Origin of the sequence: Rhizobium sp. ZK1 (assembly GCF_047782645.1) — a bacterium.
Classification (GTDB): Bacteria; Pseudomonadota; Alphaproteobacteria; order Rhizobiales; family Rhizobiaceae; genus Rhizobium.
In genome coordinates this window covers 4,053,422-4,077,222 of sequence record NZ_CP180586.1, presented here as the reverse complement: position 1 = coordinate 4,077,222, position 23,801 = coordinate 4,053,422, and the positions used below count along the sequence as shown (strand labels likewise).

The 23,801-nt window shown below is 59.1% G+C and carries 27 protein-coding genes and 1 tRNA gene; 5 read left to right on the top strand and 23 right to left on the bottom strand.

The window, feature by feature from the left end:
* Positions 1-47 precede the first annotated feature (47 nt).
* From ACK9YZ_RS20555 to rsfS, 6 genes are all read right to left on the bottom strand, one after another.
* A complete protein-coding gene (locus ACK9YZ_RS20555; protein ID WP_216756356.1) occupies positions 48-581 on the bottom strand; it encodes an RNA pyrophosphohydrolase in 534 nt (177 codons plus the stop codon).
* A gap of 12 nt (positions 582-593) precedes the next feature.
* Positions 594-1,793 (bottom strand): divergent polysaccharide deacetylase family protein, encoded by a 1,200-nt coding sequence (locus ACK9YZ_RS20550; protein WP_416065002.1) that lies wholly within the window; start codon positions 1,791-1,793, stop codon positions 594-596.
* A 77-nt stretch (positions 1,794-1,870) separates the two neighbouring features.
* On the bottom strand, positions 1,871-3,193 hold the full coding sequence (locus tag ACK9YZ_RS20545; RefSeq protein WP_216756354.1) for a S41 family peptidase: 1,323 nt from the start codon (positions 3,191-3,193) through the stop codon (positions 1,871-1,873).
* Positions 3,183-4,592 carry a murein hydrolase activator EnvC family protein gene (locus tag ACK9YZ_RS20540; RefSeq protein ID WP_416066781.1) on the bottom strand — a complete coding sequence of 470 codons (1,410 nt, stop codon included), beginning with the start codon at positions 4,590-4,592 and terminating at the stop codon, positions 3,183-3,185. Before ACK9YZ_RS20540 ends, ACK9YZ_RS20545 begins: the two co-directional genes overlap by 11 nt.
* A gap of 154 nt (positions 4,593-4,746) precedes the next feature.
* Positions 4,747-5,229: a 23S rRNA (pseudouridine(1915)-N(3))-methyltransferase RlmH gene (gene rlmH / locus ACK9YZ_RS20535; RefSeq protein ID WP_216756353.1), complete on the bottom strand. Its 483-nt coding sequence runs from the start codon at positions 5,227-5,229 to the stop codon at positions 4,747-4,749.
* Positions 5,230-5,348: 119 nt separating this feature from the next.
* Positions 5,349-5,792: a ribosome silencing factor gene (gene rsfS, locus ACK9YZ_RS20530; RefSeq protein ID WP_216758952.1), complete on the bottom strand. Its 444-nt coding sequence runs from the start codon at positions 5,790-5,792 to the stop codon at positions 5,349-5,351.
* A gap of 209 nt (positions 5,793-6,001) precedes the next feature.
* On the opposite strand from rsfS, the gene ACK9YZ_RS20525 reads away from it, so the two are divergent.
* Entirely contained in the window at positions 6,002-6,379 is a 378-nt protein-coding gene (locus tag ACK9YZ_RS20525; RefSeq protein ID WP_216756352.1) for a winged helix-turn-helix domain-containing protein, read from the top strand.
* Here the strand turns inward: ACK9YZ_RS20525 and modC are convergent, their stop codons facing one another.
* From modC to obgE, 7 genes are all read right to left on the bottom strand, one after another.
* Positions 6,380-7,450 (bottom strand): molybdenum ABC transporter ATP-binding protein, encoded by a 1,071-nt coding sequence (modC, locus tag ACK9YZ_RS20520; RefSeq protein WP_416065001.1) that lies wholly within the window; start codon positions 7,448-7,450, stop codon positions 6,380-6,382.
* Positions 7,447-8,148: a molybdate ABC transporter permease subunit gene (gene modB, locus ACK9YZ_RS20515; RefSeq protein ID WP_416065000.1), complete on the bottom strand. Its 702-nt coding sequence runs from the start codon at positions 8,146-8,148 to the stop codon at positions 7,447-7,449. Before modB ends, modC begins: the two co-directional genes overlap by 4 nt.
* A 74-nt stretch (positions 8,149-8,222) precedes the next feature.
* Positions 8,223-9,014 carry a molybdate ABC transporter substrate-binding protein gene (modA, locus tag ACK9YZ_RS20510; RefSeq protein WP_416064999.1) on the bottom strand — a complete coding sequence of 264 codons (792 nt, stop codon included), beginning with the start codon at positions 9,012-9,014 and terminating at the stop codon, positions 8,223-8,225.
* A gap of 490 nt (positions 9,015-9,504) precedes the next feature.
* Positions 9,505-10,104, bottom strand: a complete 600-nt coding sequence (locus tag ACK9YZ_RS20505) for a nicotinate-nucleotide adenylyltransferase (protein WP_253958333.1) — start codon at positions 10,102-10,104, stop codon at positions 9,505-9,507.
* Between the two features lie 37 nt (positions 10,105-10,141).
* On the bottom strand, positions 10,142-11,425 hold the full coding sequence (locus tag ACK9YZ_RS20500) for a glutamate-5-semialdehyde dehydrogenase (protein ID WP_416064998.1): 1,284 nt from the start codon (positions 11,423-11,425) through the stop codon (positions 10,142-10,144).
* Entirely contained in the window at positions 11,418-12,587 is a 1,170-nt protein-coding gene (gene proB, locus ACK9YZ_RS20495; RefSeq protein WP_416064997.1) for a glutamate 5-kinase, read from the bottom strand. The genes ACK9YZ_RS20500 and proB overlap by 8 nt, the downstream gene beginning before the upstream one ends.
* Positions 12,580-13,650 (bottom strand): GTPase ObgE, encoded by a 1,071-nt coding sequence (gene obgE, locus ACK9YZ_RS20490; RefSeq protein ID WP_416064996.1) that lies wholly within the window; start codon positions 13,648-13,650, stop codon positions 12,580-12,582. Before obgE ends, proB begins: the two co-directional genes overlap by 8 nt.
* 83 nt (positions 13,651-13,733) lie before the next feature.
* Here obgE and ACK9YZ_RS20485 point away from each other — a divergent pair, with 83 nt between their 5' ends.
* A complete protein-coding gene (locus ACK9YZ_RS20485) occupies positions 13,734-14,600 on the top strand; it encodes an endonuclease/exonuclease/phosphatase family protein (RefSeq protein ID WP_416064995.1) in 867 nt (288 codons plus the stop codon).
* A gap of 138 nt (positions 14,601-14,738) precedes the next feature.
* Here ACK9YZ_RS20485 and ACK9YZ_RS20480 read toward each other — a convergent pair whose 3' ends face one another.
* From ACK9YZ_RS20480 to rplU, 4 genes are all read right to left on the bottom strand, one after another.
* Positions 14,739-15,326 carry a GNAT family N-acetyltransferase gene (locus ACK9YZ_RS20480; RefSeq protein ID WP_216756344.1) on the bottom strand — a complete coding sequence of 196 codons (588 nt, stop codon included), beginning with the start codon at positions 15,324-15,326 and terminating at the stop codon, positions 14,739-14,741.
* Positions 15,323-15,979, bottom strand: coding sequence for a GNAT family N-acetyltransferase (locus ACK9YZ_RS20475; protein WP_416064994.1), 657 nt, complete (start codon positions 15,977-15,979; stop codon positions 15,323-15,325). The genes ACK9YZ_RS20480 and ACK9YZ_RS20475 overlap by 4 nt, the downstream gene beginning before the upstream one ends.
* Before the next feature lie 125 nt (positions 15,980-16,104).
* Entirely contained in the window at positions 16,105-16,374 is a 270-nt protein-coding gene (gene rpmA / locus ACK9YZ_RS20470) for a 50S ribosomal protein L27 (RefSeq protein WP_113429721.1), read from the bottom strand.
* 34 nt (positions 16,375-16,408) lie between these two features.
* Positions 16,409-16,726, bottom strand: a complete 318-nt coding sequence (rplU, locus tag ACK9YZ_RS20465) for a 50S ribosomal protein L21 (protein ID WP_007824851.1) — start codon at positions 16,724-16,726, stop codon at positions 16,409-16,411.
* Between the two features lie 303 nt (positions 16,727-17,029).
* Between rplU and ACK9YZ_RS20460 the strand changes: the two genes are divergently transcribed.
* A tRNA-Ser gene (locus tag ACK9YZ_RS20460) sits at positions 17,030-17,119 on the top strand.
* 110 nt (positions 17,120-17,229) lie between these two features.
* Here the strand turns inward: ACK9YZ_RS20460 and ACK9YZ_RS20455 are convergent.
* The 5 genes from ACK9YZ_RS20455 to ACK9YZ_RS20435 form a co-directional block, all read right to left on the bottom strand.
* Positions 17,230-17,613, bottom strand: a complete 384-nt coding sequence (locus ACK9YZ_RS20455) for a hypothetical protein (RefSeq protein ID WP_416064993.1) — start codon at positions 17,611-17,613, stop codon at positions 17,230-17,232.
* Positions 17,579-18,118: a Panacea domain-containing protein gene (locus ACK9YZ_RS20450; protein ID WP_416064992.1), complete on the bottom strand. Its 540-nt coding sequence runs from the start codon at positions 18,116-18,118 to the stop codon at positions 17,579-17,581. The genes ACK9YZ_RS20455 and ACK9YZ_RS20450 overlap by 35 nt, the downstream gene beginning before the upstream one ends.
* Before the next feature lie 255 nt (positions 18,119-18,373).
* Positions 18,374-19,060 (bottom strand): DUF6998 domain-containing protein, encoded by a 687-nt coding sequence (locus ACK9YZ_RS20445; protein ID WP_416064991.1) that lies wholly within the window; start codon positions 19,058-19,060, stop codon positions 18,374-18,376.
* Between the two features lie 5 nt (positions 19,061-19,065).
* Positions 19,066-19,830, bottom strand: coding sequence for an LEM-3-like GIY-YIG domain-containing protein (locus ACK9YZ_RS20440; RefSeq protein ID WP_416064990.1), 765 nt, complete (start codon positions 19,828-19,830; stop codon positions 19,066-19,068).
* A gap of 9 nt (positions 19,831-19,839) precedes the next feature.
* Positions 19,840-21,144, bottom strand: coding sequence for a PAN domain-containing protein (locus ACK9YZ_RS20435; protein WP_416064989.1), 1,305 nt, complete (start codon positions 21,142-21,144; stop codon positions 19,840-19,842).
* A gap of 177 nt (positions 21,145-21,321) precedes the next feature.
* Between ACK9YZ_RS20435 and ACK9YZ_RS20430 the strand changes: the two genes are divergently transcribed.
* Positions 21,322-22,314, top strand: coding sequence for a site-specific integrase (locus ACK9YZ_RS20430; RefSeq protein ID WP_416064988.1), 993 nt, complete (start codon positions 21,322-21,324; stop codon positions 22,312-22,314).
* Between the two features lie 351 nt (positions 22,315-22,665).
* Positions 22,666-23,061 (top strand): hypothetical protein, encoded by a 396-nt coding sequence (locus ACK9YZ_RS20425; RefSeq protein WP_416064987.1) that lies wholly within the window; start codon positions 22,666-22,668, stop codon positions 23,059-23,061.
* Between the two features lie 197 nt (positions 23,062-23,258).
* Here ACK9YZ_RS20425 and ACK9YZ_RS20420 read toward each other — a convergent pair whose 3' ends face one another.
* Complete coding sequence (locus ACK9YZ_RS20420) at positions 23,259-23,609, bottom strand: hypothetical protein (protein ID WP_416064986.1); 351 nt, start codon at positions 23,607-23,609, stop codon at positions 23,259-23,261.
* Positions 23,610-23,801: the final 192 nt, after the last annotated feature.

Sequence of the window (23,801 nt, the reverse complement as noted above, 5' to 3'; positions counted from 1 at the left end):
GCGGCCGGTTTCGTTTCGGACGCATTGATGAAAGCTTCGGCCGATGCTCAATCTTCCGGGATCAGGCCGGGGAGATGGCTGAATTCCGCCACGACCCGTTCATAGACGGCGCGCTTGAAGGGAACGATCAGGCCGGGCAGGTCTTCCATCGGCTTCCATTCCCAGGCGTCGAATTCCGGCTCATGGCCGCTGGGCGGGGGATTGATGGCGATCTCGCTTTCGTCGCCCTCGAAGCGGAAGGCGAACCAGCGCTGGGTCTGGCCGCGATATTTACCCCTCAGGCCGATGCCGATCAGTTGCGGGGGCAAGTCGTAATTGATCCAGTCCGTGGCCTCGGCGAGCAGCGTCACGGTCTTGATGCCGGTTTCCTCGTAAAGCTCGCGATAGGCCGCTTCCAGTGGGTCCTCGCCCTTGTCGATGCCGCCTTGCGGCATCTGCCAGAGCTGGGGCGAGCCGTCATATTCCGAATTGCCGTCGGGAATACGCCGTCCGGCCCAGACGAGGCCTTCGCGGTTCAGGATCATCACGCCGACGCAGGGGCGATAGGGCAGGTCCTCGGCTCTTACGGGCGCCTGGCTCATGGTTCTCTCCGCTCAGGGATTGTTGGGGTCATTGACGAGCGCTGCAACGCCGACGATTTCGATACCGCGCATGGTCGCTTCCTCGCTCCATTTAGAGATCGCGTCAATGCTCTCGTCGAAAGCCGAGGCAACACCGATCGCCTGGCCGTTGCGACGGGCTATGCGCTCCAATTCATCGAGTTTTTGCAGGATGGTGTTCACATCGACCTGGCTGTCCAGTTGCAGGTCGGCGAAAGCGTAAGGAAGCTCCGTGCCCTTGGCGATCACAGCGGTCTTGGATTGCGCCGAAGTGCCGTCATCGAGGAAGAGCAGGCCGCGCTTGCCGATATCCCGCATGATCGGTTCCATGGCCTTGGGATCGGAGAGGAAACGTCCGCCCAGATAGTTCATGATGCCGGTATAATTGGTGATCTCGCCCATCGCCCGATGCAGGCTTTCGATGTTGTGCGCCACGGGCTTCGAGGTCAGCAGCGTATCCGGTCCTGGATCATTCGCTGGATAATCGAATGGCTCCAGTGGCACTTGCAGCAAAATTTCGTGACCACCGCGGCGGGCATCCTGCATCCAGCGCTGCAGGCTGTTGCCGCTGGCGGCAAAAGCGAAGGTAATTTCTTCCGGCAATTGCTTGATGGCGCGCTGCGTGCCGGTCTGGCTCAGACCGAGTCCGCTGAGGACGATCGCGATGCGGGTGCCGCGCGTGCCGGACCATGGCCGCGCATATTGATCCATCGGCCGTCGGCCATCGGGACCCGTGATCGGCAGCCGGCCGAAGGGCGTTTCTTCGAGCAGACTGTCGTTGGGGATGTCCGCCATGCGGGGATCCTGGCCCTTCTGCATGGCATCGACCAGAAGCGGGCCGCTGCCGTCGCGCGGGCGGGGGCTGTACTTGGTGATGACCGAGCCGTCCCCGGTCACCATGCGCTCCACGTTGGCACCCGAGTTCGGCTCTGAGCGCGGCATGCCATTTACTGCCTGATTGCTCGACGTTGACGGTCGCTGAATTGTGTCGGTCGGCGGCGTGGCCGTTCTGTCCTGCGATGCCGGAGGCTTCGACTGTTCGAGGCCATCACTACGAAATGCCGTGTAAAGTGAAAAGCCGCCGATCGCGACAAGGCAGAGGCTCGCGGCGATCTGTCCGATCCGCAGCACGCCGGGGCGCTTGCGCGCGGCCTTGCGGTTGCGACCTAAAGGTGCATGCAGATCCGTTCCCAATTCCTTGCCCGCTCCAAAACCGGGAAACAGCAGAAAGCCTCAAGGCCGGGCGGGTGCCCGGCCTTGAGAACGATGAATTACTTCGCGACAACGGCCTTTTCCGGGTCAGGCGGGAATGACGGATCGGTCTTCTTGCCGCGCAGCAGGTCGAGTGCATAGTTGAGCTGCACGTCGTCCTTCGGATCCGGCGGGACGTAGGCGACAGAGCCCGAACCTTCCTCAGTCTCGCTCTGGCCCTTGATGTGGCCGCGCAGGGCGGATTCGCCCTCGGTCACCATCTTGCCTTGGAGATCGGCCGGAAGAGGCTCTTCCACCTTGATGTCAGGTGTGATGCCGGTGCCCTGGATCGAGCGGCCCGACGGTGTGTAGTAAAGCGCGGTCGTCAAGCGCAGCGCGCCGTTTTCGCCAAGCGGAATGATCGTCTGAACCGAACCCTTGCCGAATGAACGCGTGCCGAGAACGGTGGCACGGCGGAGATCCTGGAGAGCGCCGGCAACGATTTCCGATGCTGAAGCCGAGCCGCCGTTGATGAGGACGATCAGCGGCTTGCCATCGGTCAGGTCGCCCGGGCCAGCATTGAAGCGGCGGGTTTCGTCCGGATTGCGGCCACGGGTGGACACTACTTCGCCGCGCTGCAGGAAGGCGTCGGAAACATTGATCGCCTGATCGAGCAAACCGCCGGGGTTGAGACGCAGGTCAAGGACAAAGCCCTTGAGCTTGTCGGCCGGAACGGTCGCCTTGATCTTCTGGATCGCCTTTTCGAGATCCGGATAGGTCTTTTCGGTGAAGGAGATGACGCGCAGGTAGCCGACATCATCTTCAACACGCGACTTGACCGCCTGAACGGCAACAACGTCACGTACGATCGTCAGTTCGATCGGTTTGTCGGCGCCCTTGCGGATGAGCGTCAGCTTGATCGGCGTGTTGACGGCGCCACGCATCTTTTCGACGGCGTCTTCGAGCTTCAGGCCGCGAACAGACTGGCCGTCAATTTCCGAGATATAGTCGCCGGCCAGAACGCCGGCCTTGGCAGCCGGAGTGTCGTCGATCGGAGTGATGACCTTGACGAGTTCGTCCTCCATAGTGACTTCGATGCCGAGACCGCCGAACTCACCCTTGGTCTGGGTGCGCATGTCTTCGGCGTCCTTCGCATTCATGTAGCTGGAATGCGGATCGAGGGAGGAGAGCATGCCATTGATGGCACTTTCGATCAGCTTGTCCTCGGCCGGCGGTGTTACGTATTGCGCACGCACGCGTTCGAAGACGTCACCGAATACCGAAAGCTCCTTATAGGTCGATGCTCCCGCCGCCTCTGCAGGCACGCCTGCGGAGTAAATGACGCTCATCGCGGTCGCGCCCATCAATGCGCCGACCAGAACAAGAGAAGCCCTACGAATCATTGCGTGCCTTTCCAGTGTCTTTGGCGGTCCACCACGGTCGGGAATCGACCGGTTTACCGTCCTTTCGAAACTCAATGTAAAGCGTTGGCCGATCTGTTTCCAGCGCCAATGCTGTCGCGCTTGCCACTCTTTTCGCACCCATTACGGCGAGCGGCTCGCCTGAAAAAACGAATTTCCCTTGACGGGTGCTGATCGTATCCATGCCTGAGAGAACCAAGTGATATCCGTCGCCAGCGTCGAGAATGATCATCTGGCCATAACTGCGGAAAGCGCCGGCAAAAACCACCAGCCCGTCAGCAGGGGCGGTCACCACCGTTTCCGGATTGGTCGCGATCGTTATTCCCATGGCCTCGTGTCCGGTGCCGTCGGCATCGCCGAACTGGCGCAGAATATCGCCTGCCACAGGCAGCTCCAGTTTCGCCTTCAGTTCTCCGAAGGGATATGCGGGCGCAATGCGGTTTTTATCAGGCACCCCGCTGTCGGCCAGGGCCTTTGCCTGGGCGCGCTGTTCGTCGGTCAGGAGCTTGCGGTTCTCCTCCGCCTGCCGGGCGGCAGCCGCGGCGTCGCGCACCGAGGCAATCTCCGTCTCCATCGAGGCGGCGAGGCTTTCCAGCGTTGTCGCCTTGCTCGCAAGCTCCTGCGAACGCTGCTTCTCGGCTTCCAGTTCGACGGCGTTGGAGCGGCTCAACTTGTCGTTTTCGGCAAGCAGCAGGTCCATGCGGCGCTCCTCCTCCAGGCTGTTTGCCATGGTGGTGGTCAGGCCTTCCTTCTCTTTGGCGCTTGCCGTCTGCAGTGCCGAGAGGTCGGCAAGATCAGCCGCGAGCTTTTCGGTCTCCTTGCGGATGCCGGGAACCACGGCGCCGAGCAGAATGGCGCTGCGGACGGAAGCAAGCGCATCGTCAGGTGTCACGAGAAGGGCAGGGGGCGGGTTGCGGCCCATGCGCTGGAGGGCGGCAAGAACCTCGGCAAGCAGGCCGCGGCGCTCGTGCAGCGAGCGGCGAATGCCGTCTTCCTTGACGCCCAGCTCAGCGAGCTTCTTTTCGCTGTCGAGGATCTTGCCTTCGAGAGATTTGCGGCGAGTGGCGGAATCGATCAGCGCCTGGCGGATGCTCGCCGTACTCTTTTCCAGATTGTCGATGCTGCTCTGAAGCTCTGTCACCTTGTCAGAGGAAAGGCCGATCGTCTTCGACAGCTTTTCCAACTCGGTTCTCGTCTCGTCGCGTTTCTTTGCAAGTTCGGCAGCAGGATCAGGCGGCGGCTGTTCGGCTGTTGTTGCTGGAGCGGCCGGTTCGGCAACAGTTGGTGGTGGCGGAGCATCCTGCGCCTGCACGGCAAAGGGGTTTCCCGAAATGGCAATGACAGCCGCGCCGAGCCCTGCGGCAACGGCCGGCAGGAACAGGCGGGATCGCTTGGGGGCAGCTCTCGTCATGCGTGTCGGGGTTTACTCGTTCAAATCGCCCGGAACCTAAGCTGATTTGGGGCTGTTGACCAGAAAGTTTGAAGGAGAAGGGGCCGGGAGGCAAAACACGGCTGCGTGACCATTTTAGGCTGCATCAGACACGATGATAGGGATGGCCGGAGAGGATGGTCACGGCGCGGTAAAGCTGCTCGGCAATCAGCGTGCGGACGATCTGATGCGGCCACGTCATCTTGCCAAGGCAAAGGGTCATGTCGGCTCGGTCATAGAGGGAGGGATCGAGACCATCCGCGCCACCGATTGCGATCGTCAGGTCGCGTTTGCCCTGATCGCGATAGTTGCCAAGGAGATTGGCGAAAGCTTCGCTGTCCAGCGCCTTGCCGCGCTCGTCGAGGAGAATGAGGATGCTGCCTTCCGCTAGCGATTTCAGCAGCATAGCCGCCTCCTCGCGCTTGCGGGTTTCCGCATTGGAGGCGCGGCTTTCGGCCACTTCGGCGATACGAGAGAATTCCAGTCCGACTGCGGGACCGGCCTTTGCAAAACGGTCGAAATAACGGGCAGCAAGATCCTTTTCGGGGCCCGACTTCAGCCGTCCCACCGCAAAAAGACCAATTCGCATTCATCCGCTCCTGCTGTGCCGCCCTTTCGAAGCGCAATGTGAACTTTCCGGCCCGCCATCCAAGGCAGGCCCGGCCAGTTATCACGTGTCAGGCGCCGGACGAATGCCGGGCTGCCTGTTCAGTGCCGCGTTTCCTCGTCCATATCCGGAGCCGCCCACATCTTTTCGATGTTGTAGAATTCGCGGATTTCGGGACGGAACACATGCACGATGATGTCACCGGTATCGATCAGGATCCAGTCACCACCTTCCTGACCTTCGACGCGGGCAGTACCGAAGCCCTCGTCCTTGAGATCAGTCAGAAGATGATCGGCGATCGCCATGACGTGCCTGTTCGAGCGGCCGGAGACGACAACCATGTAATCTCCCAGGGCCGATTTTCCGGCAATGTTGATGGTGACGATATCTTCAGCTTTCGAGTCCTCGAGGCTGACGAGGACGGCTTCCAGAGCACGGGCAGCGGCATCGGCGCCACGTTCCGCACCCTTCGGGACAACGGCGAGCGTTTTTCCCTTGGCGTGTACTGTTGTCAGTGCTTTCCCTTTCCTGGAATGACAAACTATGCACAACACAGATCCGGTGCAACCAGATCATGGTTAAGATAGGCATCAAACCATTAACGTTTCAAGACGCGGCGCAGCATGCGGACGGCCGAAAACCGCATTTGGCGTCACGAAATCGAGATTTCGACCCTCGGTCGAGATGGAGGGGCGGTGTACAGCGTCTGCGGTCGAGCGTAAAGTGCCGGCGACCTCTGCAAATTTCGACCGATATGACCGAAGCCACCAAAAATCCGCTCACACCCGTCCTGCGAATCACCTTTCCCGACGACGATCGCCTCGGCCACGGCAAGATGGAACTGCTCGAGCATATTCGCGAGACAGGTTCGATCTCGGCGGCCGGCCGCGCCATGGACATGTCCTATCGTCGTGCATGGATGCTGGTTGCCGAGATGAACCGCATGTTCAAGGCCCCGGTGGTGGAATCGCAGCGCGGTGGCCAGAAGGGCGGCGGCGCTGCGCTGACGCCGTTCGGGGAGGAACTGCTGGCGCGCTTTCGCGGAATGGAAAGGACCGTGCGCGCCAGCCTAGCCGACGATCTCGCCTGGCTGCAGGCCAACTGTAATCTCCAACACGAAAGCCGAGGCTGATCAGGCTTCCAGCGCAACCGTCTTGATGACGGCGAAGGCCGGCATACCAAGCCGCAGGTTCAGGCGCTCGCAGGACAATGCGGTAATGCGCGACAGTACGGCGTCGCCGGCGCAATCGAGGCGGATCTCGACGGTTCCATCCTCCGCCGGCGAAACCTGTGTTATGGTTCCTGCCAAAATGTTGAGTGCGCTCAAGCCCTTCGGCTTCCGCGTTGCCAGCATCACGTCGCGCGCAGGGATGCGGATGCGCACAGGCTTTCCGGCAGCCGGCGCGACACCCGGAACATAAAGCCTGCCTGATTTCAGCAGGATCGTTGCAATCCGATTGGTCGGATCGACGCTTTCGACCATGCCTTCCAGCACGGCACCGGCTTCCTTCCTGTCTTCTGGGAGAAGCGACGAACGGCTGAGGACTTCCACTGCCGGGCCGGCCGCTTCGACCTTGCCGTCGCGCATGACGACGACCTGGTTGGCCAGGCGAGAGACTTCGGAAATCGAATGACTGACATAAACGATTGGAATATCCATCTCGTCGCGCAGGCGCTCGAGATAGGGCAGGATTTCGGCTTTGCGGGCCTCGTCCAGTGCCGCCAGCGGTTCGTCCATCAGCAGCAGGCGGGGCGAGGAAAGCAGCGCACGGCCGATCGCGACGCGTTGCTTCTCGCCGCCCGATAATTTGGAGGGGCTGCGGGCAAGTAACTGGCCGATGCCAAGCAGGTCGACGACGTAATCGAAACTTTCAGTGCGTGTGGATTTCGGCGCGAACCAGCGGCCATAGGAGAGGTTCGCCCGGACGCTCAGGTGCGGAAAGAGCCGCGCCTCCTGGAAGACATAGCCGAAACGGCGCCGGTGACGGGGAATGAAGATGCTCTTTGCCGTATCCGTCAGCACCTCGCCTTCGAGCAGAACGCGACCTTCGGCCGGTCGGGTGAGGCCGGCGATGATGCGGATCATTGAGGTCTTGCCGGAGCCGGAACGACCGAAAAGCGCCGTCACACCGCGCTCGGAGGTGAAAGCGGCATCGAGTCCGAGGGCGCCGAGGCGATGTCTTGCTTCGACAATAAGTGTCATTCCGGATCGATCCTCCGGCCGGCGAGATAGGTGAGGAATTCCGAAGCGAGCAGGGCGAGCATGGAAATCACGATGGAAACAAGGGTGAGCCGCATGGCGCCGGAATCGCCACCCGGCACCTGGGTAAAGGTGTAGATGGCGGCCGACAGCGTCTGCGTTTCGCCGGGAATGTTAGAGACGAATGTGATAGTGGCGCCGAACTCGCCCATCGCTTTGGCAAAGCAGAGGATCATGCCGGCAATGACGCCGGGAATGATGAGCGGCAGCGTGACTGTCAGAAAGACCCATAACGGGCTCGCGCCAAGCGTCCCCGCCGCTTCCTCCAGCTTGCGGTCGACGGCTTCGATGGACAGGCGAATGCTGCGCACCATCAGCGGAAAGCCCATGACGCCGCAGGCAAGTGCAGCGCCCGTCCAACGGAAGGAGAGCACGATGCCGAGATATTGATCGAGCAGGCTGCCGATCGAGCCACGGCGACCGAAGAGGATAAGAAGAATGAAGCCGGTGACGACCGGGGGTAGGATCAGCGGCAAGTGAATGATGCCGTTGAGCAACGACTTGCCCCAGAAGCGGCCGCGAGCAAGCAGCAGGGCAACGAGGATACCGAGCGGCAGGCTTGCTGCCATGGCGACGAAGGAAACGCGCAGGCTCAGCAGGATCGCCGTCCATTCCTCATCGCTCAAGCCGAACATATCCAAGCGTCATCTTCTCCGAAACATAGAAGGTCTGCGAAGCGAGCCTTCACGCTAAGCTCTGAGCGCTAATTTCGCATTTATTTCAGGATCGTGAAGCCCTGGGCAGTGAAGAAAAGAGCAGCCTTATCCGACTTCAGGAAATCAAGATAGGCGGCGGCATCCGGGTTCTTGCTCTCGGCGAGCAGTGCGATCGGATAGATGATCGGCGGGTGAGAATCGGCTGGGAAAGCACCGACGATCGTGACGCCCTTATCGGCGGCGGCATCCGTCTGGTAGACGATGCCGTAGGGTGCCTCACCCCGGGAAACGAAGGCGAGTGCGGCGCGCACACTTTCCGCATAGGCGACCTTGGTTTCTACGGACTTCCAGACGCCGAGTTTGTCGAGCGCCGCCTGCCCATACTTGCCGGCCGGAACTGACTTGGGTTCGCCCATGGCAAGCTTGCCGTCGCCGAGCAAGCCGGCGAGATCGAAGCCCTGCTTGATTTCAACCGGCTTCTGTTTGTCGCTTTCGGCGACGAGTACGAGGCGATTGCCAAGAAGGTTGGAACGCGTGTCCGGCTTGATCAGCTTTTTGTCGGCGACATAATCCATCCAATTCAAATCGGCGGAGATGAAGACATCGGCCGGGGCAGCATTTTCGATCTGCTTTGCCAGTGCGCCGCTTGCCGCGTAGGAAGCGACGGCTTCCTTACCGCTTTCCTTCGCCCAGGCGACGTTGGCGGCGTCGAGCGCATTCTTCAAGCTTGCGGCTGCGAAAACGGTGATCTTTTCGGCGGCTGCGGCAGGTGCGGAAAGCGCTGCTGCGCCAAGCCAGATGGCCGACATCACTGCGGTTGCCAGTTTCATCCAGTGGCGGCGATTGTGCATGATCTTCTCTCCGAGTTCGAAATATCTAGACGGATATAACGGCGAGGGAGATTTGGCTAGGGTTGCCTTTCATAAAATATAACGGCAGCGGAAGGCGGTCTTCCTGCACTGCGTCCTCACGCATTCGTGAAGCGCATGGCTCACAGCGGACCGAAAATTACTGAGGTGAAATTGTGGCGATTCAGTTGGCAAATGGCAGGTCGAAAGGGTGACGGAATTGAATCGATCTGTTTTTGCTGATTAAAATGGCAACTGATGTCGCCATAACGTCGCGAGGCCTGCATTCTACGCATTGCTGCAATGCACCAGTATATATTCACCTTCTGAACAAATGTGCTAAAACACAATCATCCGACGGCTTCTCCTCCTCCCATAGCCGTCCGATAGGATCGACAACACTCCTCCTCCCAGTTGTCGATCAAGTTTTAAGCCCGACGCACCTCCTCCCGCGTCGGGCTTTTCATTTTCGGCAACTTCCGGACAATCCGATTTATTCCGCGGCTTTGTGCAGATCGCTGTCGCGGATGGCGGTCGAGCTCAAGGTTGAGCGCGGGCCATGAATGAAGGTCCAGGCGGGCGCCGGCTTCTTCCAGAGAATGCGGGCATCGTCTTCGTCAATGCGGGCAAAGGCGAAGGTTTTTGCCATTTTCGACGAAAGGTAGGAGAGCGTCGAGCCCGGCCGGTCGATAACGGCGATCGGGAAGGTGCGCGCGATATTCTGCCATTTCTGCCAGCGATGGAAATTCTCCAGGCTGTCGGCGCCCATGATCCAGATAAAATGCACATGCGGATTGCGTGCCTTCACGCGGGCGAGCGTGTTGGCCGTATAACTTACGCCAAATGACTGCTCGAAGGCTGTGACCTTGATATGCGGATCGGTAGCGATCGCCTCACTGCGTGCGATGCGCTCCGAAAGCGGTGCGAGATGGTTGCGGCTCTTCAGCGGATTGCCCGGTGTCACCATCCACCAGAGCTGATCGAGCCCCAGGCGGCGGATGGCGATCTCGGCGACAAGGGCATGGCCCTCATGCGGCGGATTGAAGGAGCCGCCGAACAGACCGACGATCATCCCGCGTTCGCTATGCGGCATGCGAAGATAGCGCCGGTCTATCTGCTCTGTAGTCACGTCAGGGCCGCGTTTGTCCAGTGCCGCGAACGCGGTATTTGAAGGAGGTCAGCTGCTCGACGCCGACGGGGCCACGCGCATGCATCTTGCCGGTGGCAATGCCGATTTCTGCGCCCATGCCGAATTCGCCGCCATCGGCAAACTGGGTGGAGGCGTTGTGCAGCAAGATGGCCGAGTCGATCTCGGTGAAGAAGCGCTCGACGACTTCGGGGTTTTCGGCAAGCACGGCTTCGGTGTGATTGGACGAATATTTCTGGATATGGCTGATCGCGCCGGAAATGCCGTCGACGACGGCAACGGAAATGATCGCGTCCAGATATTCGGTCGACCAGTCTTCTTCGGTTGCGGGTTTCAGGCCGGGCACGACCTTGAGAACTGCAGCCGAACCGCGAACCTCGCAACCGGCTTCAGTCAAAACCTCGATCAATGGCTTCAGATGCGTGCTGATGGCGGCCCCGTCAACGAGCAGGGTCTCGGCTGCGCCACAGACACCGGTGCGGCGCATCTTGGCATTGACGATGATATTCTTCGCCATTTCGAGATCGGCGGAGGCATCGACATAGATATGGCAAAGGCCTTCGAGATGAGCGAAAACCGGCACGCGCGCCTCGCTCTGCACACGGGCAACGAGGCTCTTGCCGCCGCGCGGCACGATGACGTCGATTGCGCCATGAAGCCCGCGCAGCATGGCGCCGACAGCGGCGCGGTCGGCAACCGGTACGAGCTGGATCGCGTGTTCCGGCAGGTCGGCTGCCTTGAGGCCCTCGACCATGCAAGCATGGATCGCGGCGGACGAACGGCGCGAATCCGAGCCACAGCGCAGGATCACGGCATTGCCGGCCTTCAGGCACAGCGCGCCGGCGTCGGCCGTCACGTTCGGCCGGCTCTCGAAGATGACGCCAATGACGCCGAGCGGCGTGCGGACGCGCTCGATCTTCAGGCCGTTCGGGCGATCCCAGGCGGCGATCACTTCGCCGACGGGATCGGCAAGGGCGGCAATGGCGCGGATGCCTTCGGCCATTTCCGTGACACGCTTGTCGTTCAGCGTCAGGCGATCGATGAAGGAGGCGAGCATGTCCGTGCCTTCTACATCCTTCAAATCCCTGGCATTCTCCGAAAGGATATGGGCCTTGTTCGCCAGGATGGCATCTGCCATGGCGTTCAAAGCCCTATTCTTGGCGTCGGTTGGAGCAAAGCCCAATGGTCGCGCGGCGGCCTTTGCCTTGCGGCCGATGTCGTTCATCAGCGCGTCAATGTCCGGGCTCTGCGCAACTGTATCAAGCATAGCTTGCGTCCTTCTTCTGCCTTTCCGATTTCGAACCGATCTGCACGGTCATCACCATATCGTCACGATGGACCATGGCGGCGCGGCCGGGATAACCGAGGATCGCCTCGATCTCAGCCGATTTACGGCCGGTGATCTGGCGGGCTTCCTCCGCGTCGTAACCGACGAGCCCACGAGCGATCTCGCGACCGGAGGGAGCAATGATCGCGACCGTGTCGCCGCGAGAAAAATTGCCGGAGATGCTGCGCACGCCAGCCGGAAGCAGGCTCTTGCCGGCGCCGAGAGCTGTGACGGCACCTTCATCGAGATGCAATGCGCCAGCCGGCTGAAGCTGTCCGGCAATCCAGGTCTTGCGGGCGGTAACGGGCGTGCCTGATGGTGCAAACCAGGAGGAACGCGCGCCCCTTTCGATTGCTGAAAGCGGACTATCAGGCTTGCCTGACGCGATGATCATGGCGCAGCCGGAGGTCGTCGCGATCTTGCCGGCATCGATCTTAGTGCGCATGCCGCCGCGCGAGAGTTCGGAGGCGGCGCCACCCGCCATGGCCTCGATTTCGGGGGTGATTTCGGCAATGGTTTCCAGGAATTGCGCATCCGGATCGAGATGCGGCGGCGCAGTATAGAGACCGTCGATATCGGAAAGAAGAATCAGCAGGTCGGCGCCGGTCATCGTAGCGACACGGGCAGCAAGGCGGTCGTTGTCGCCATAGCGGATTTCGCTGGTTGCGACCGTGTCGTTTTCATTGATGATCGGCACGGCGCCGATCTTCAGAAGCTGGTTGATGGTAGCACGAGCGTTGAGGTAGCGGCGACGCTCTTCGGTATCGCCGAGTGTCAGCAGGATCTGACCGGCGACGATCTCGTCGTGCGAAAGGCTTTCCGACCAGGCTCGTGCCAGCACGATCTGGCCGACTGCCGCTGCCGCCTGGCTTTCTTCCAGCTTCAGCGCGCCGGAGGGAAGATCGAGCACCGAGCGCCCGAGCGCAATGGCACCTGACGATACCACTAGGACATCGACGCCTTTGGACTTCAGCGCGGCGATATCGGCGCACATGGCATCGAGCCAGGCTTTCTTCAGGCCGGTCTTGCGGTCCACCAGTAAGGCCGAGCCGATCTTAATGACAACGCGGCGATAGCGGTCCAGCGGCTTACGGCTACTCATCCGCCTTGTCCTCGTCGCTCAGGATCGTGTCGCGATGGCGCAGCTTCGGTATCTTGGCCGGTTTTTCTTCGGTATTGGCTTCGACGATGATGTCGCGCAGCGCACGCAGCACCTCGGTCATACCATTGCCGGTGATGGCCGAAATCAAAAAGGGTGTCTTGCCGCAGGCCTTGGCGAGTTCCTTGGCCTTCTTCTTCAGTGTCGCATCGTCGACTACGTCGATCTGTGACAAAGCGACGATCTCCGGCTTGTCGCCCAGCTCGTTGCCATAGGCTTCGAGCTCGTGCTTCACGGTCTTGTAGGCCTTGCCGACCTTTTCCTCCTGGGCAGACACGAGATGCAGCAGCACGCGGGTGCGCTCGACATGGCCGAGGAAGCGGTCACCGATGCCGACACCTTCATGGGCGCCTTCGATGAGACCGGGGATGTCGGCAAGGATGAATTCCTGGCCGTCGATGGTGGCAACACCAAGGTTCGGATGCAGCGTCGTGAAAGGATAGTTGGCGATCTTCGGACGCGCGCGCGTCACCGAAGCAAGGAACGTGGATTTGCCGGCATTCGGCAGGCCGACGAGGCCGGCATCGGCAATCAGTTTCAGGTGCAGCCAGATGGTCTTTTCTTCGCCCTCCAGGCCGGGATTGGCCCAGTCCGGCGCCTGGTTGATCGAAGACTTGAAGTGGGCGTTGCCGAAGCCGCCGTTGCCGCCTTTTGCGAGGCAGAAGCGCTGGCCTTCTGCCGTTAGGTCACAGATCAGAGTTTCCTGATCCTCCTCGAAGATCTGCGTGCCGACGGGAACCTTGAGTGTCACGTCGCCGCCATTGGCGCCGGTGCGGTTCTTGCCCATGCCATGCATGCCGACCTTGGCCTTGAAGTGCTGCTGGTAGCGGAAATCGATCAGCGTATTGAGGCCGTTGACGGCCTCCACCCAGACGTCGCCGCCGCGCCCGCCGTCGCCTCCGTCAGGCCCACCGAACTCGATGAATTTCTCACGGCGGAAGGAAACGCTGCCCGCGCCACCATCACCCGACCGGATATAGACCTTTGCTTCATCGAGAAATTTCATTTTACTTCCAGTACTCAGTGCGTTTGGGCGACCCCTCTTGGCCCATTCGATATAGGCGGTTCAGGCGGAGGTCAAAGAATATCGTGATTTTTGCGAGCTATAACATACAGTACGGGTTTGGTCTCGATGGCAGATACGATCTGGAACGTATCGCCAAAAGTCTCGAAGGCGCCGACGTCATAGCTTTGCAGGAGGTGACGAGGGGCTTCGTCCGGAACGACTATGCCGACATGCCGGCTGATCTCGCGGCCCTGTTTCCCGACCATTTCTGGGTGTATGGACCGGCCTGCGACATGCACGCCGTGGCGTCGGAGGGGCAGGTTTCTCCGCCGCGCGGCACCCGTTTCCAGTTCGGCAACATGGTGCTGTCGCGCTGGCCCATCCTGTCGACGCGAACGCTGCTTCTGCCGCGCAGTCGCACGGTAGAGAAGATCAATCTCCAGCGCGGTGCCACCGAAGCCGTTATTGCCGCACCAGGCGGCGCGATCCGGGTCTATTCCGTTCATCTCGACCATGTTTCCGCCGACGAGCGCATTGCGCAGCTTCACCATCTCACCGACCGCATCAATGCCTTCATTCAGGAGGGCGGGTCCCTGAGTGGTGCCCACGAATTCGGGCTTTCTGAGCCGCCGCTGCCGGACGATTATGTCGTTATGGGCGACTTCAACATGGAGCCGGATTCGCCGGAATATTGCGCCTTTGCCGGATCCGTCGACCGGTTTTACGGCCGCACGGCGCGGATTGGCACGCCCATCGACGCCTTTGCGGCGCTCGGAGCCCATATGCCGGGAAGCTACAGCTGGATGGATCCGAAAGATCACGGCAAGCGCATGCATATCGATTACTGTTTCGTCAGTTGCGGCCTCAAGGACCGGTTGAAATCCGCTGTCATTAATGCGGATTCCCTGGGTTCCGATCATTTTCCCCTGCATGTCGAGATCGGCGATTGAGAGGACGCCGCCCTTAAAGCGTACCGCGATCTTTCAGATCACTCACCTCGCTTTAAGGTCTTTGTTTCGTGCATGTCTTTATCGCAAAACCGCTGCGCACTTTTGCGCGACATGCATCAGTGCGGCGTCCTTTCGATGTCAGGCAACCTGTCTCTGTTGAAGTGCGCCAGGCTGAAGCACGGTTTCGATATGGGCGACCATGGTGTTGCGGGCGAAAGAATAGATTTCGCTGCAGCCGGTCATCCGGAAGCCGAGCTTTTCCTGAAGCCGAAGCGAAGCAGGGTTGTCGGCAAAGACGCCCGAATGAACGGGAATGTCAGGCATGCGCTGCGAGAAACGCTCCAGCGCTGCTTCCGCCGCCTCGCTCATATAGCCGCGCCGCCAGTAGTAGCGGTTCAGCCAGTAGCCGAGGTGCCAGCGGCCATGACGAAGTTCGATCGACACATTGCCGATATGGACGTCATCACTGCCTGTTATCGCCAGAACCCAGTCCGGCAGGACGCCTGATGTGACCGGAACCAGCCAGTCCAGCGCATCCTGCCGGTCATAGGGGGCAGGGACGCGGGCCAGCATTCTGGTGACCGCGAAATCGGAAAGCGATTCCGCAATATCAGGCGCGTCGCTCAGCCTGTGGGGGCGGAGCGTCAGCCTTGCGGTCGTGATGACCGGCGCAGGGCCGGGCATCATGGGCTTGGTCTTGGGCCTCTGCAGGGCAACGGCGCTCATGAGATTGCCCCCCAGCTTCTCAGCGACATCCAGGTCTTGCGGTCGAGCCGGTACCATTCGACCGGCACGTTGCTGCCGAGCGCCAGCGAGGCGGCAAGGCCGGATCCCTGGAACTGGAAACCGCACTTCTGGATGACGCGGCGCGAGGCAACGTTCATGACCCGGCAGCGGGCATCGATCTGCTCGACCTGCTGCCGCGTCCTGAACACCATGTCAACGAGCGCATGGCAGGCCTCGGTCATATAACCCTGGTTCCAATAGGGTTCACCCAGCCAGTAACCGATCTCGACGGTCCTTTCATCGGTATGCGGCTCCACTCCGCAGCAGCCCATGAAGGCGCCGTTCTCGGCCTTGGTGATGGCATAGACGCACTTGCCAATCTCGCCATTTCGCGTACGCCAAACAAAGTCGGCGGCATCATTGGCGGTATAGGGGTGCGGCATACGCGATACCATGGTGGCGACTTTGGCGTTGTTGGCGAGATGGGCAAGGGCGTCAATGTCTTCCTCGTGGGGCGCGCGCATGACGAGCCTTTCCGATAACAAGACAGGGCAATCGGTCCTTAACCGCTCCGGCCTCAGCCGTTCCTTGGGAGACCGCTGGTCTTCCCTGGGTGACCGTGATTGGTCCACCCTCATCAATTCGCCTTGCATGTTCAGTCCTCCTGTTTGGACAAAGAAAAAGGGGAGATGGCGCCCCATCTCCCCTGTTTTCTGGACTGAACCTGGTATGGCCAGCCGGGTCGATGAGACGCCGGCTGTTTTAGAGCGCTACCGGCTTATTCCGCTGCTTCCGCTTTCGGCATTACAGACACGTACACGCGACCATTGGCCTTCGTTCGGTAGTCCACATTGCCAGCCGTAAGTGCAAAAATAGTATGATCCTTGCCGAGGCCAACATTGGCGCCCGGATGCCACTGCGTACCGCGCTGGCGAACGATGATGTTGCCGGCTACGACGTTCTCGCCGCCGAACTTCTTCACGCCGAGGCGCTTGGATTCGGAATCGCGACCGTTGCGCGAGGAACCGCCAGCTTTTTTATGTGCCATTGGAGTTCTCCTTTAAACCTGAAACCCGTTGATCTTACTTGGCGGCCACGATGTCCGTGATACGGACAACCGTGTGATGCTGGCGATGGCCGCGCGAACGCTTCGAATTCTGACGACGACGCTTCTTGAAGGCGATGACCTTCTTGCCGCGGGTCTGGTCGACGACTTCCGCCTTGACGGAGGCGCCGGCTACGAAGGGCGCACCGATCGCCGCGTCGGCACCTTCGCCGATCACGAGGACTTCGGTGAATTCAATGGAGTCGCCAGCGGAGGCTTCAAGCTTCTCGATGGTCAGCACGTCGTTGGCTGCCACACGGTACTGCTTACCGCCGGTCTTGATGACTGCGAACATTATTTTATCCTTTCATGTTCGATCCAGCTCTCCCCGCTACAGGCAGGTGGCTGTCTTCTTATCAGTCGAAGTTAAGCAGGGATTTCAGGGAACGGGCCCGGAACTCTGGTCTGCCGGTGAAACCCCACGCGAGCGCGAGGCGGGCAGGGGCGGACTACTCCGCTCCTATTGCCGATGCGGGATACGCGAGTGACAAAAAAGTGTCAAGGCAAAAGGATGGAAAAGCTTGAGATTTCGGCTTGCCAGTCTGTCATTTGCTCGTTATGAGAACGCCCGCGCCGAACAAGCGCCGACCAAGACTGCGGAGAGGTGGCAGAGTGGTCGAATGCACCGCACTCGAAATGCGGCATACCTGCAAGGGTATCGTGGGTTCAAATCCCACCCTCTCCGCCAAAATTTGCTGGGTCTCCAGTATGTCCCGCAGCCAAAAATCCGTATATGTCGCTGAGCGGTTCCTCAATTCTCAACCAGAGCCACACTCCCGGCACGTCGCATGACCGGAATCAATCTTCGGAGCGTCCTCCGGACTTTCCGACCGCAATACCGGCGACGATCAAAAAGGCGCTTCCTAAGACCTTCAAAATGTCCGCCAGCCATTCCCGTTCAGACAAGAAGGCACCCACCACAACGATAAGCAGAATAAGAGCTAAAATAGCGAACGAAAGTGTGAGGGCGGCGGCATGGCCCTTGTCGTCGGTGCCATAGGCAAACCCCCAGCGGGCAAAATGGAAGACCTGGTTTGGCGCATGCCCGTCGGTGAAGCAGGGGTCTTTACTCGTATCAGGGTCTGGCTGATCGGGAATTTGCGCCGGCGGGGAGGGAACCTCCCATTCAGCCGGCGACTTGGCTTCGTCAGTTGACGTTTGCGAGCTTGGACCTAAAGACATCACGTATCAGCGTGTTAGAGATTCGAGGCTTTGAATCTAGCACTCCATAATTCTCTTTCACGATGGCCCAAGGTTCACCTGGGGCGTGTGTCGCGTTAGACAATTGGACGCCGGTCATACCTTTATGCGCCTCCCACACGTTCCTTAGAAAAGAAAGCACTTGTTCATCTGGAGGCTCAGGAATTTCGAATTTCATAAACGGCCCGTTATCTCTGCGAACGAGGACGCGAGCCTTCTTTCCTTGGATCGGGTTTCTGCCGAACTCTTTGAAGTTTCCGTAGACGTCTCCAACGACCGGGCCCCAGGGCCAAGCCTCCACATCGTCCCCAAAAAGGGGCGTTCCTGTGTGAGCAAGCCACCAGGCATGTGCGTAAAAGACGAGCTTTTGAAGCTTCATCTGGTCTATACGCGGATACTGTGAGTTGTCGCCAGCTTGTATGTCGAGAAAGGCATTCGCCACGGCTGCCGCAGTGGTCCGAGCGCCTTCCGCTGTAATGTCTACCATGCGAGGCCTCCTTTCTGCGATTCACAAAGACAGCGCCGAAACCATGGTCTCCGCGCTGATATTCTCGCCTAATATAGGTTGATTCTTGTGCGTTTGCTAGGGCTGAGGGGTTGACTCGCTGAGAATCGATCGTCGAGAAGCGGGCGAATCTTGGCCGGGATTAGCCCTTCGCGCCCCTCTAAAGACATCCTACGCGTGACTAGGCGACATGCGGCGGCTATCCGCAAGGGGCGCTGGCAAGCGCCACCGTGTTAACTAGAGTTGTCGGACGTTTATAGCCCGGATGACGTCAGCACCGAGCTGTTGGGTGTTTTTCAGCCCACCTTTCGAATTAAACAGGTCCACGCCAATCTCTGTCGCAATCGGCCTCAATACCTCTTTCACGACGACGGGCAGCACCTTGGCATTGCGGCGAATTCGGATTGCGCCGCTTTCATATTGGACGATCTCGACATCAGAATAGGCCGCGCGAGCCATAACCTCCAAATCCTCGACAGGCCGCTCCTCCCGGATGCCGCGAGTGATCGGATAGGTGAGCTTTCCGCCTTGAAGTCGCATCAGTTGGTGTGCCTCTTGGCTCGTGGTGTCAAGCAGTTCCTCGACCGAGACACCTTTCTCGTCGTCGACGTTGACGCGAAGCACCATCACCCGATCGACGTGATGAAATGTATTCTGATTGAAGCTAACGTGATTCGATGTCGTGATGGTCTTTACCGATATGCGCTCGTTTGATGCCGATACGACGTCATAGCCGCGCTGGTTGATATCCAGTGCCATTTGCCCACGTGTGATCATTGCCGCGTAAAGCTCGCCGATGCGGCCCGTAAGATGATTGAGCTCGCCGGGACTGACGCCCCAGCTGATCTCCTTCTCGAACCAGGACAACGCTTCTGCCAGTGACTGGATGATCTGGACTTGGCTTAGAGTTGGTCGATCAGCCATGTCGCTCAGCAACTCCAAAACCGGACGGGATTTTGAACGTGCTTGAGCTCGGGTGTCGTTATCCGCTTCCCTCTCGCGCCAACGTAGAGATCCCATATCTCTTTCGGTGCCTCCCTCCCGACGAAGCCGAACCTATTTGCCTCAGATCCGTCGGCATAGACGATTTCAGGGAAGTTCTCGGTGGTTGCGGCCATCCACCTCTCGGCCTCAAACGCACCTACAACCACACCGCGGACAACAGCGAGCACATACTGAGCATTCTCAGCACGTGACCTTGAAATTCTCCAGCAATAGCGGACGAAATTGTAGATTGCTCGACGATCGAACCTATTATCGAGCTTGTTGATATTGATCAGAACAAGGCGATGCTCAGGGTTCGAAGGAAATGCCGGTAGACTGTATTTATCTGCGATCTCGACATGGTTCATGGGACCGCGGTCACTGCTGGCGTGGCCGCCCTGGGTGTTAGTGAGCCCTGGATAGGCATCGATCAATGCAGCCTCGACTTCAAAGATCGCTGCCTCAGGTATCTCATGACGATGGATGACATGCAGCACTTCAAGCCCGGCGTTCTTTATCGCACGGATGCGATCAAGCTTTGATCCAAGTGTTTGGCTGTCGTCATCTGTTAAGTCTGCGACACCAGCCGCATGATCGAATACGCGATTGTTACGACCTTTACCGACGTAAAACGTCTCGCCGTTTCGCGGATCGATGAGGCGATAGACGTAGTTGCCAAGCCGCTCGCATACTTCTTCAGAAAATCGCACGGCCGCCCCTTAGTTCAAGCTGATGATCTTCACGGGCGAAAAGCTCTGAAACTTCTTAAACCCGCTGACCATTCTCTTGCCTGGCATGGGTGTGCCAATCGACCCTTTCAGCCAGCACTGCTTCTTCGCGTAATTATAGGTGAAAGCCATGCAGCTGTTGTCGTCAATGCAGGCGAGGCGACAGTCGAGCGGCGTCTTGGCGGTGCTGTGAGGGCGTGGGGAGAGATCGCCGCCTCGAAAGTCAACGTCGTGAAAGAGTGCGCTCTGCGGGTCGATCGTTCCAAGAGCAAATGTGGGCGGGTCGGCGTCGGCACCGCTGAGGAATCGGCCCGAGAAGGCGACACTGTTTCCATCTGCCCGGCCCGCACTGGATTTGAGGAAGCAGTTCGGTCCTTTTGTAATCTTTGAATTGGCGTTAAAGGTGAATGCCTTACATTGACCGTTCATGACCAGACAGCTCTGGGCGCATTCGGCTGCGTCGCTTGCGCGGATAGAAGAAATGTCGTCGCCGAAGAGATCCAGGCCGGTATAGACGGCGATCCGATTTGGGCGCTTCGTGAACTCTTCAATCGGTGAGAGTTTCGCTTGTGTCTGCGGCGTCGGCGTTGCGCTTACCGTTGTTTCCGTCGAGTGCGGCTGCTCCGGTGTCGCCGATTGCGAAGATGATTCCGTTGTGCTCGCCATGTTTGGGGCGGGTGGAGATGTATCTGGTGCTGCCGACGCGCCGGCGGCAGAGGGCTTTGACCCTTCGCCAGTTCGGTTGAGCTTATAACGGTCAATCTCTTCTGGCGTGAAAAGGTGCATGTCATTCGGCGGCGTCTTGAACATGACGCTCAACATCTCAACAGGAGTATCGAAGCGGTTGAGGACGTCGATGATGTCGGAAATCGTAAGCTGCGCTCCCACAAGATCCGAGGTATCAGAGGAAATCTGATGCACGCCTAGCTTGCCGTCAACTTTCCGCTCGATGCCGGCAAGAAACATATAAGCACATGCGGATAGGCATGCGCTGTCTTTCGGGATGTAGGTCGCGAGCTTTCGCTCATGAATATCGTCTGCCATCAGCAGACCCATCTGCACGGCCCCGCCAGAGCTGTTCAAGGTAACAAGTTTAGCGCCTGGCGCGGCGTGAAGAGCCCGCCGGAAGTTGAGTGCGGAGCCGACGTCGATATCGCCGTTCATCGCTATGACATCTGGCTTGGCGTCATCCACGATGAACGGACCAAAGACTTTCTCAGACGCGGCGGCAGGGCCAATAATTACTGTTCCATGTAGCACAGCGCTCACCGCGGCAGATCGAAGCAATTTACGCATGAACAAGCCCCCAGCCCGAGATTATCAAACTACATACGCCTGAAGCTGACAAGGTTGTCCCAGGCGCGACGCTGCATATTCTGGATTGCGGTTAATGGACGATACTTGTGCCGGGATAGTCCTTGGCACCTCTCCAGGGGTATCCTACGCGTGATCTCAACATCGATTGGAGATCACATGGCGACGATCAGGAAACTCAGAGGACGCTGGCAAGCACAGGTTCGTCGGCGCGGTATGAAGCCTCGCTGCAAGTCGTTCGACAGCAAGCTCGAGGCCGAGAAGTGGGCGCGCGAACTCGAAGCCCAGGTCGATCGTTTCGGTGCTGCGCCCGATACCAGGGTCCTCGAGAGCACGACGCTCGGCGAACTACTGGAGCGCTACCAGCGTGAGGTCTCACCGACCAAACGAGGTTCTGTCCAGGAGAGCCAGCGGATTGACGTTCTGCGGCGTCACGAGCTGGCTTACCGGACCATGATCGGACTGAGCCAGCAGGATATAGCGTCGTTCCGAGACGAGCGGCTCAAGACGGTAGCTCCATCAACGGCCGTCCGCGAGCTCGCCATCCTCAGCCACGTCATCGAGGTCTCGATCCGTGACTGGGGTCTCCCACTCGGTCGCAACGTTGTGAAGCTAGTGCGGCGTCCTGTCATCAGGAATGAGCGGAGCCGGCGTCTAAACGGCGATGAGGAGCACCGTTTGCTCGACGGCTGCGACGCAGGCAAGATCCCCTTCTTCAAGACGATCATCATTCTCGCGATAGAAACAGGGATGCGCCGCGGGGAGATCTTGGGGCTGAAGTGGCGCGACATCTCGCACAATCGCCGGGTGATCACATTGGCGATGACGAAGAACGGCTCCGGTCGCGAGGTGCCGCTGTCACAACGAGCATTCCAGGCTCTTAACGAGTGGAAGGAAAGAGCGGCCGTAGATCAAGCTACCGTCTTCCCGATAACAGCCGGGGCACTCGAACAAGCCTGGCGTCGTCTCTTGACGCGATCGAGCGTCAAGGCACTTCGTTTCCACGATTTACGTCACGAGGGAGTCAGCCGGCTGTTCGAACGTGGGTTGAACGTGATTGAGGTCAGCAGTATTTCGGGTCACAAAGAACTTCGAATGTTAAAGCGCTATACCCACTTGAGCGCCGATGATCTGGTCGTCCGGCTCTCCTGAAGCGTCGACCAGCATCGATCGAAGTCCTAGAAGACACACTGGTCGTCCTTCATGATGCTGCCTGCTGGCTGAGCAAATTCGACATCTAACTACCCATCCTGCCGGCAGCAACGCTTGCCAACAAAAATAGGTTAGCCATCGGCACCTCGGCGGTCAACTCGCACCCCGCGACTGCCAGGCCGCCCTAGATAGCACCTTCCAGCAGGTCATCCGCCTCGCCGAGCAATACGGCTGGGACCGCACAGAGGGCGCCCGGGCGCTCCAGGAACTCGCCTACGCATATCTGGCGGCAGAGGAAGAAAGCCGGCTCACAACGCTTGCTATCGAGCAGGCAAGCCACAGCAGGCACTGATGACCGACTGGAACGCCCATTTCAATGAACTGATTGCTGTCGACCACTGGCGCAATCGCTTCGAAGAGCGCTATCCACAATGCACAGACGAGGTGAAGGCAGGCATCGAGGTGCTCCGTCAGATCGAGGCTAACATTGCCACGGTTGAGCTGCTCAATAACAAGTGGGAGGCTCTCTACCAGATACCCTTCCTCGACAATAGCGGGCGACTGCTGTTCGTCCAGAAGCGCCGATATCCATTCCACCTACCAAACTTCATGGTCAACTTCAGCTACATTGTCGATAAGGGCGGTTTGCACCTCGAGCGCAAGCTAAATGGGACGGACAAGTGGGAACTAATTACCGAAGAGGAAGCGACACAGGTTGCCCTGAATATTCTCAAGGACGTCATATAACCATGTCGACCATCAAACAGCCGAGCCTTAAGTAGCAGCTCACATACGTTCAAACCGGTCTTAAGGTTATTGAGCGTATGGAGCAGACCAGCGTGGAAGCTGTGCCGTTCTACGAGCACGAGAAGCGCCGTCTACACATTCAGTTAGTTCTACTCGCCATGGACCTGCCATCCGCTGACTCGGCTCTGGGGCGTGGCTCAGTTGCAGGGGAAGGCCTTGACCAGTGAGAGGAGCATGGTCACCCCAAACATGGCTGCCGGAATTTCTCCGTCTTTCGGTTTCTCCTCAATATAGCTTTCAACGATCCGAATATACTGATCCTCAGTGATGGCGATGTCCGGCTGACAGTAGAGCTTCTTCTCGCCCTGTCGCTCAAGGGCCAAGTTCGCAGCCTCCAAACCACGCCCAGCCCCGGTGAAGAGAGACCTGAAATTCTGATCACCTCTCTTTGCGAAATACAGCAGGTTCGCCGTCGTGCCATTGTTGGCCGCGTTCGCCATACCGGTGAGACAAAAGAGCGCCAGTAGCGCGACTCCAATTCGTCGCATCGGATCAGTCCTTGCATGGAAAGGACGCGGCCATCGCCCTGACGTAGATATCCCAGAGGTCGTTGCTGCTCCGCTCCGCCAATTCGGGCTTAGTCTGTAAGTAAACCATTAGACTTGTATAGCTCTCGTCTGTGCTACTGCCGAAGGGCTGACACGAGATTGGGCGCTGACCTTGCCAAGTCAAATAATTGT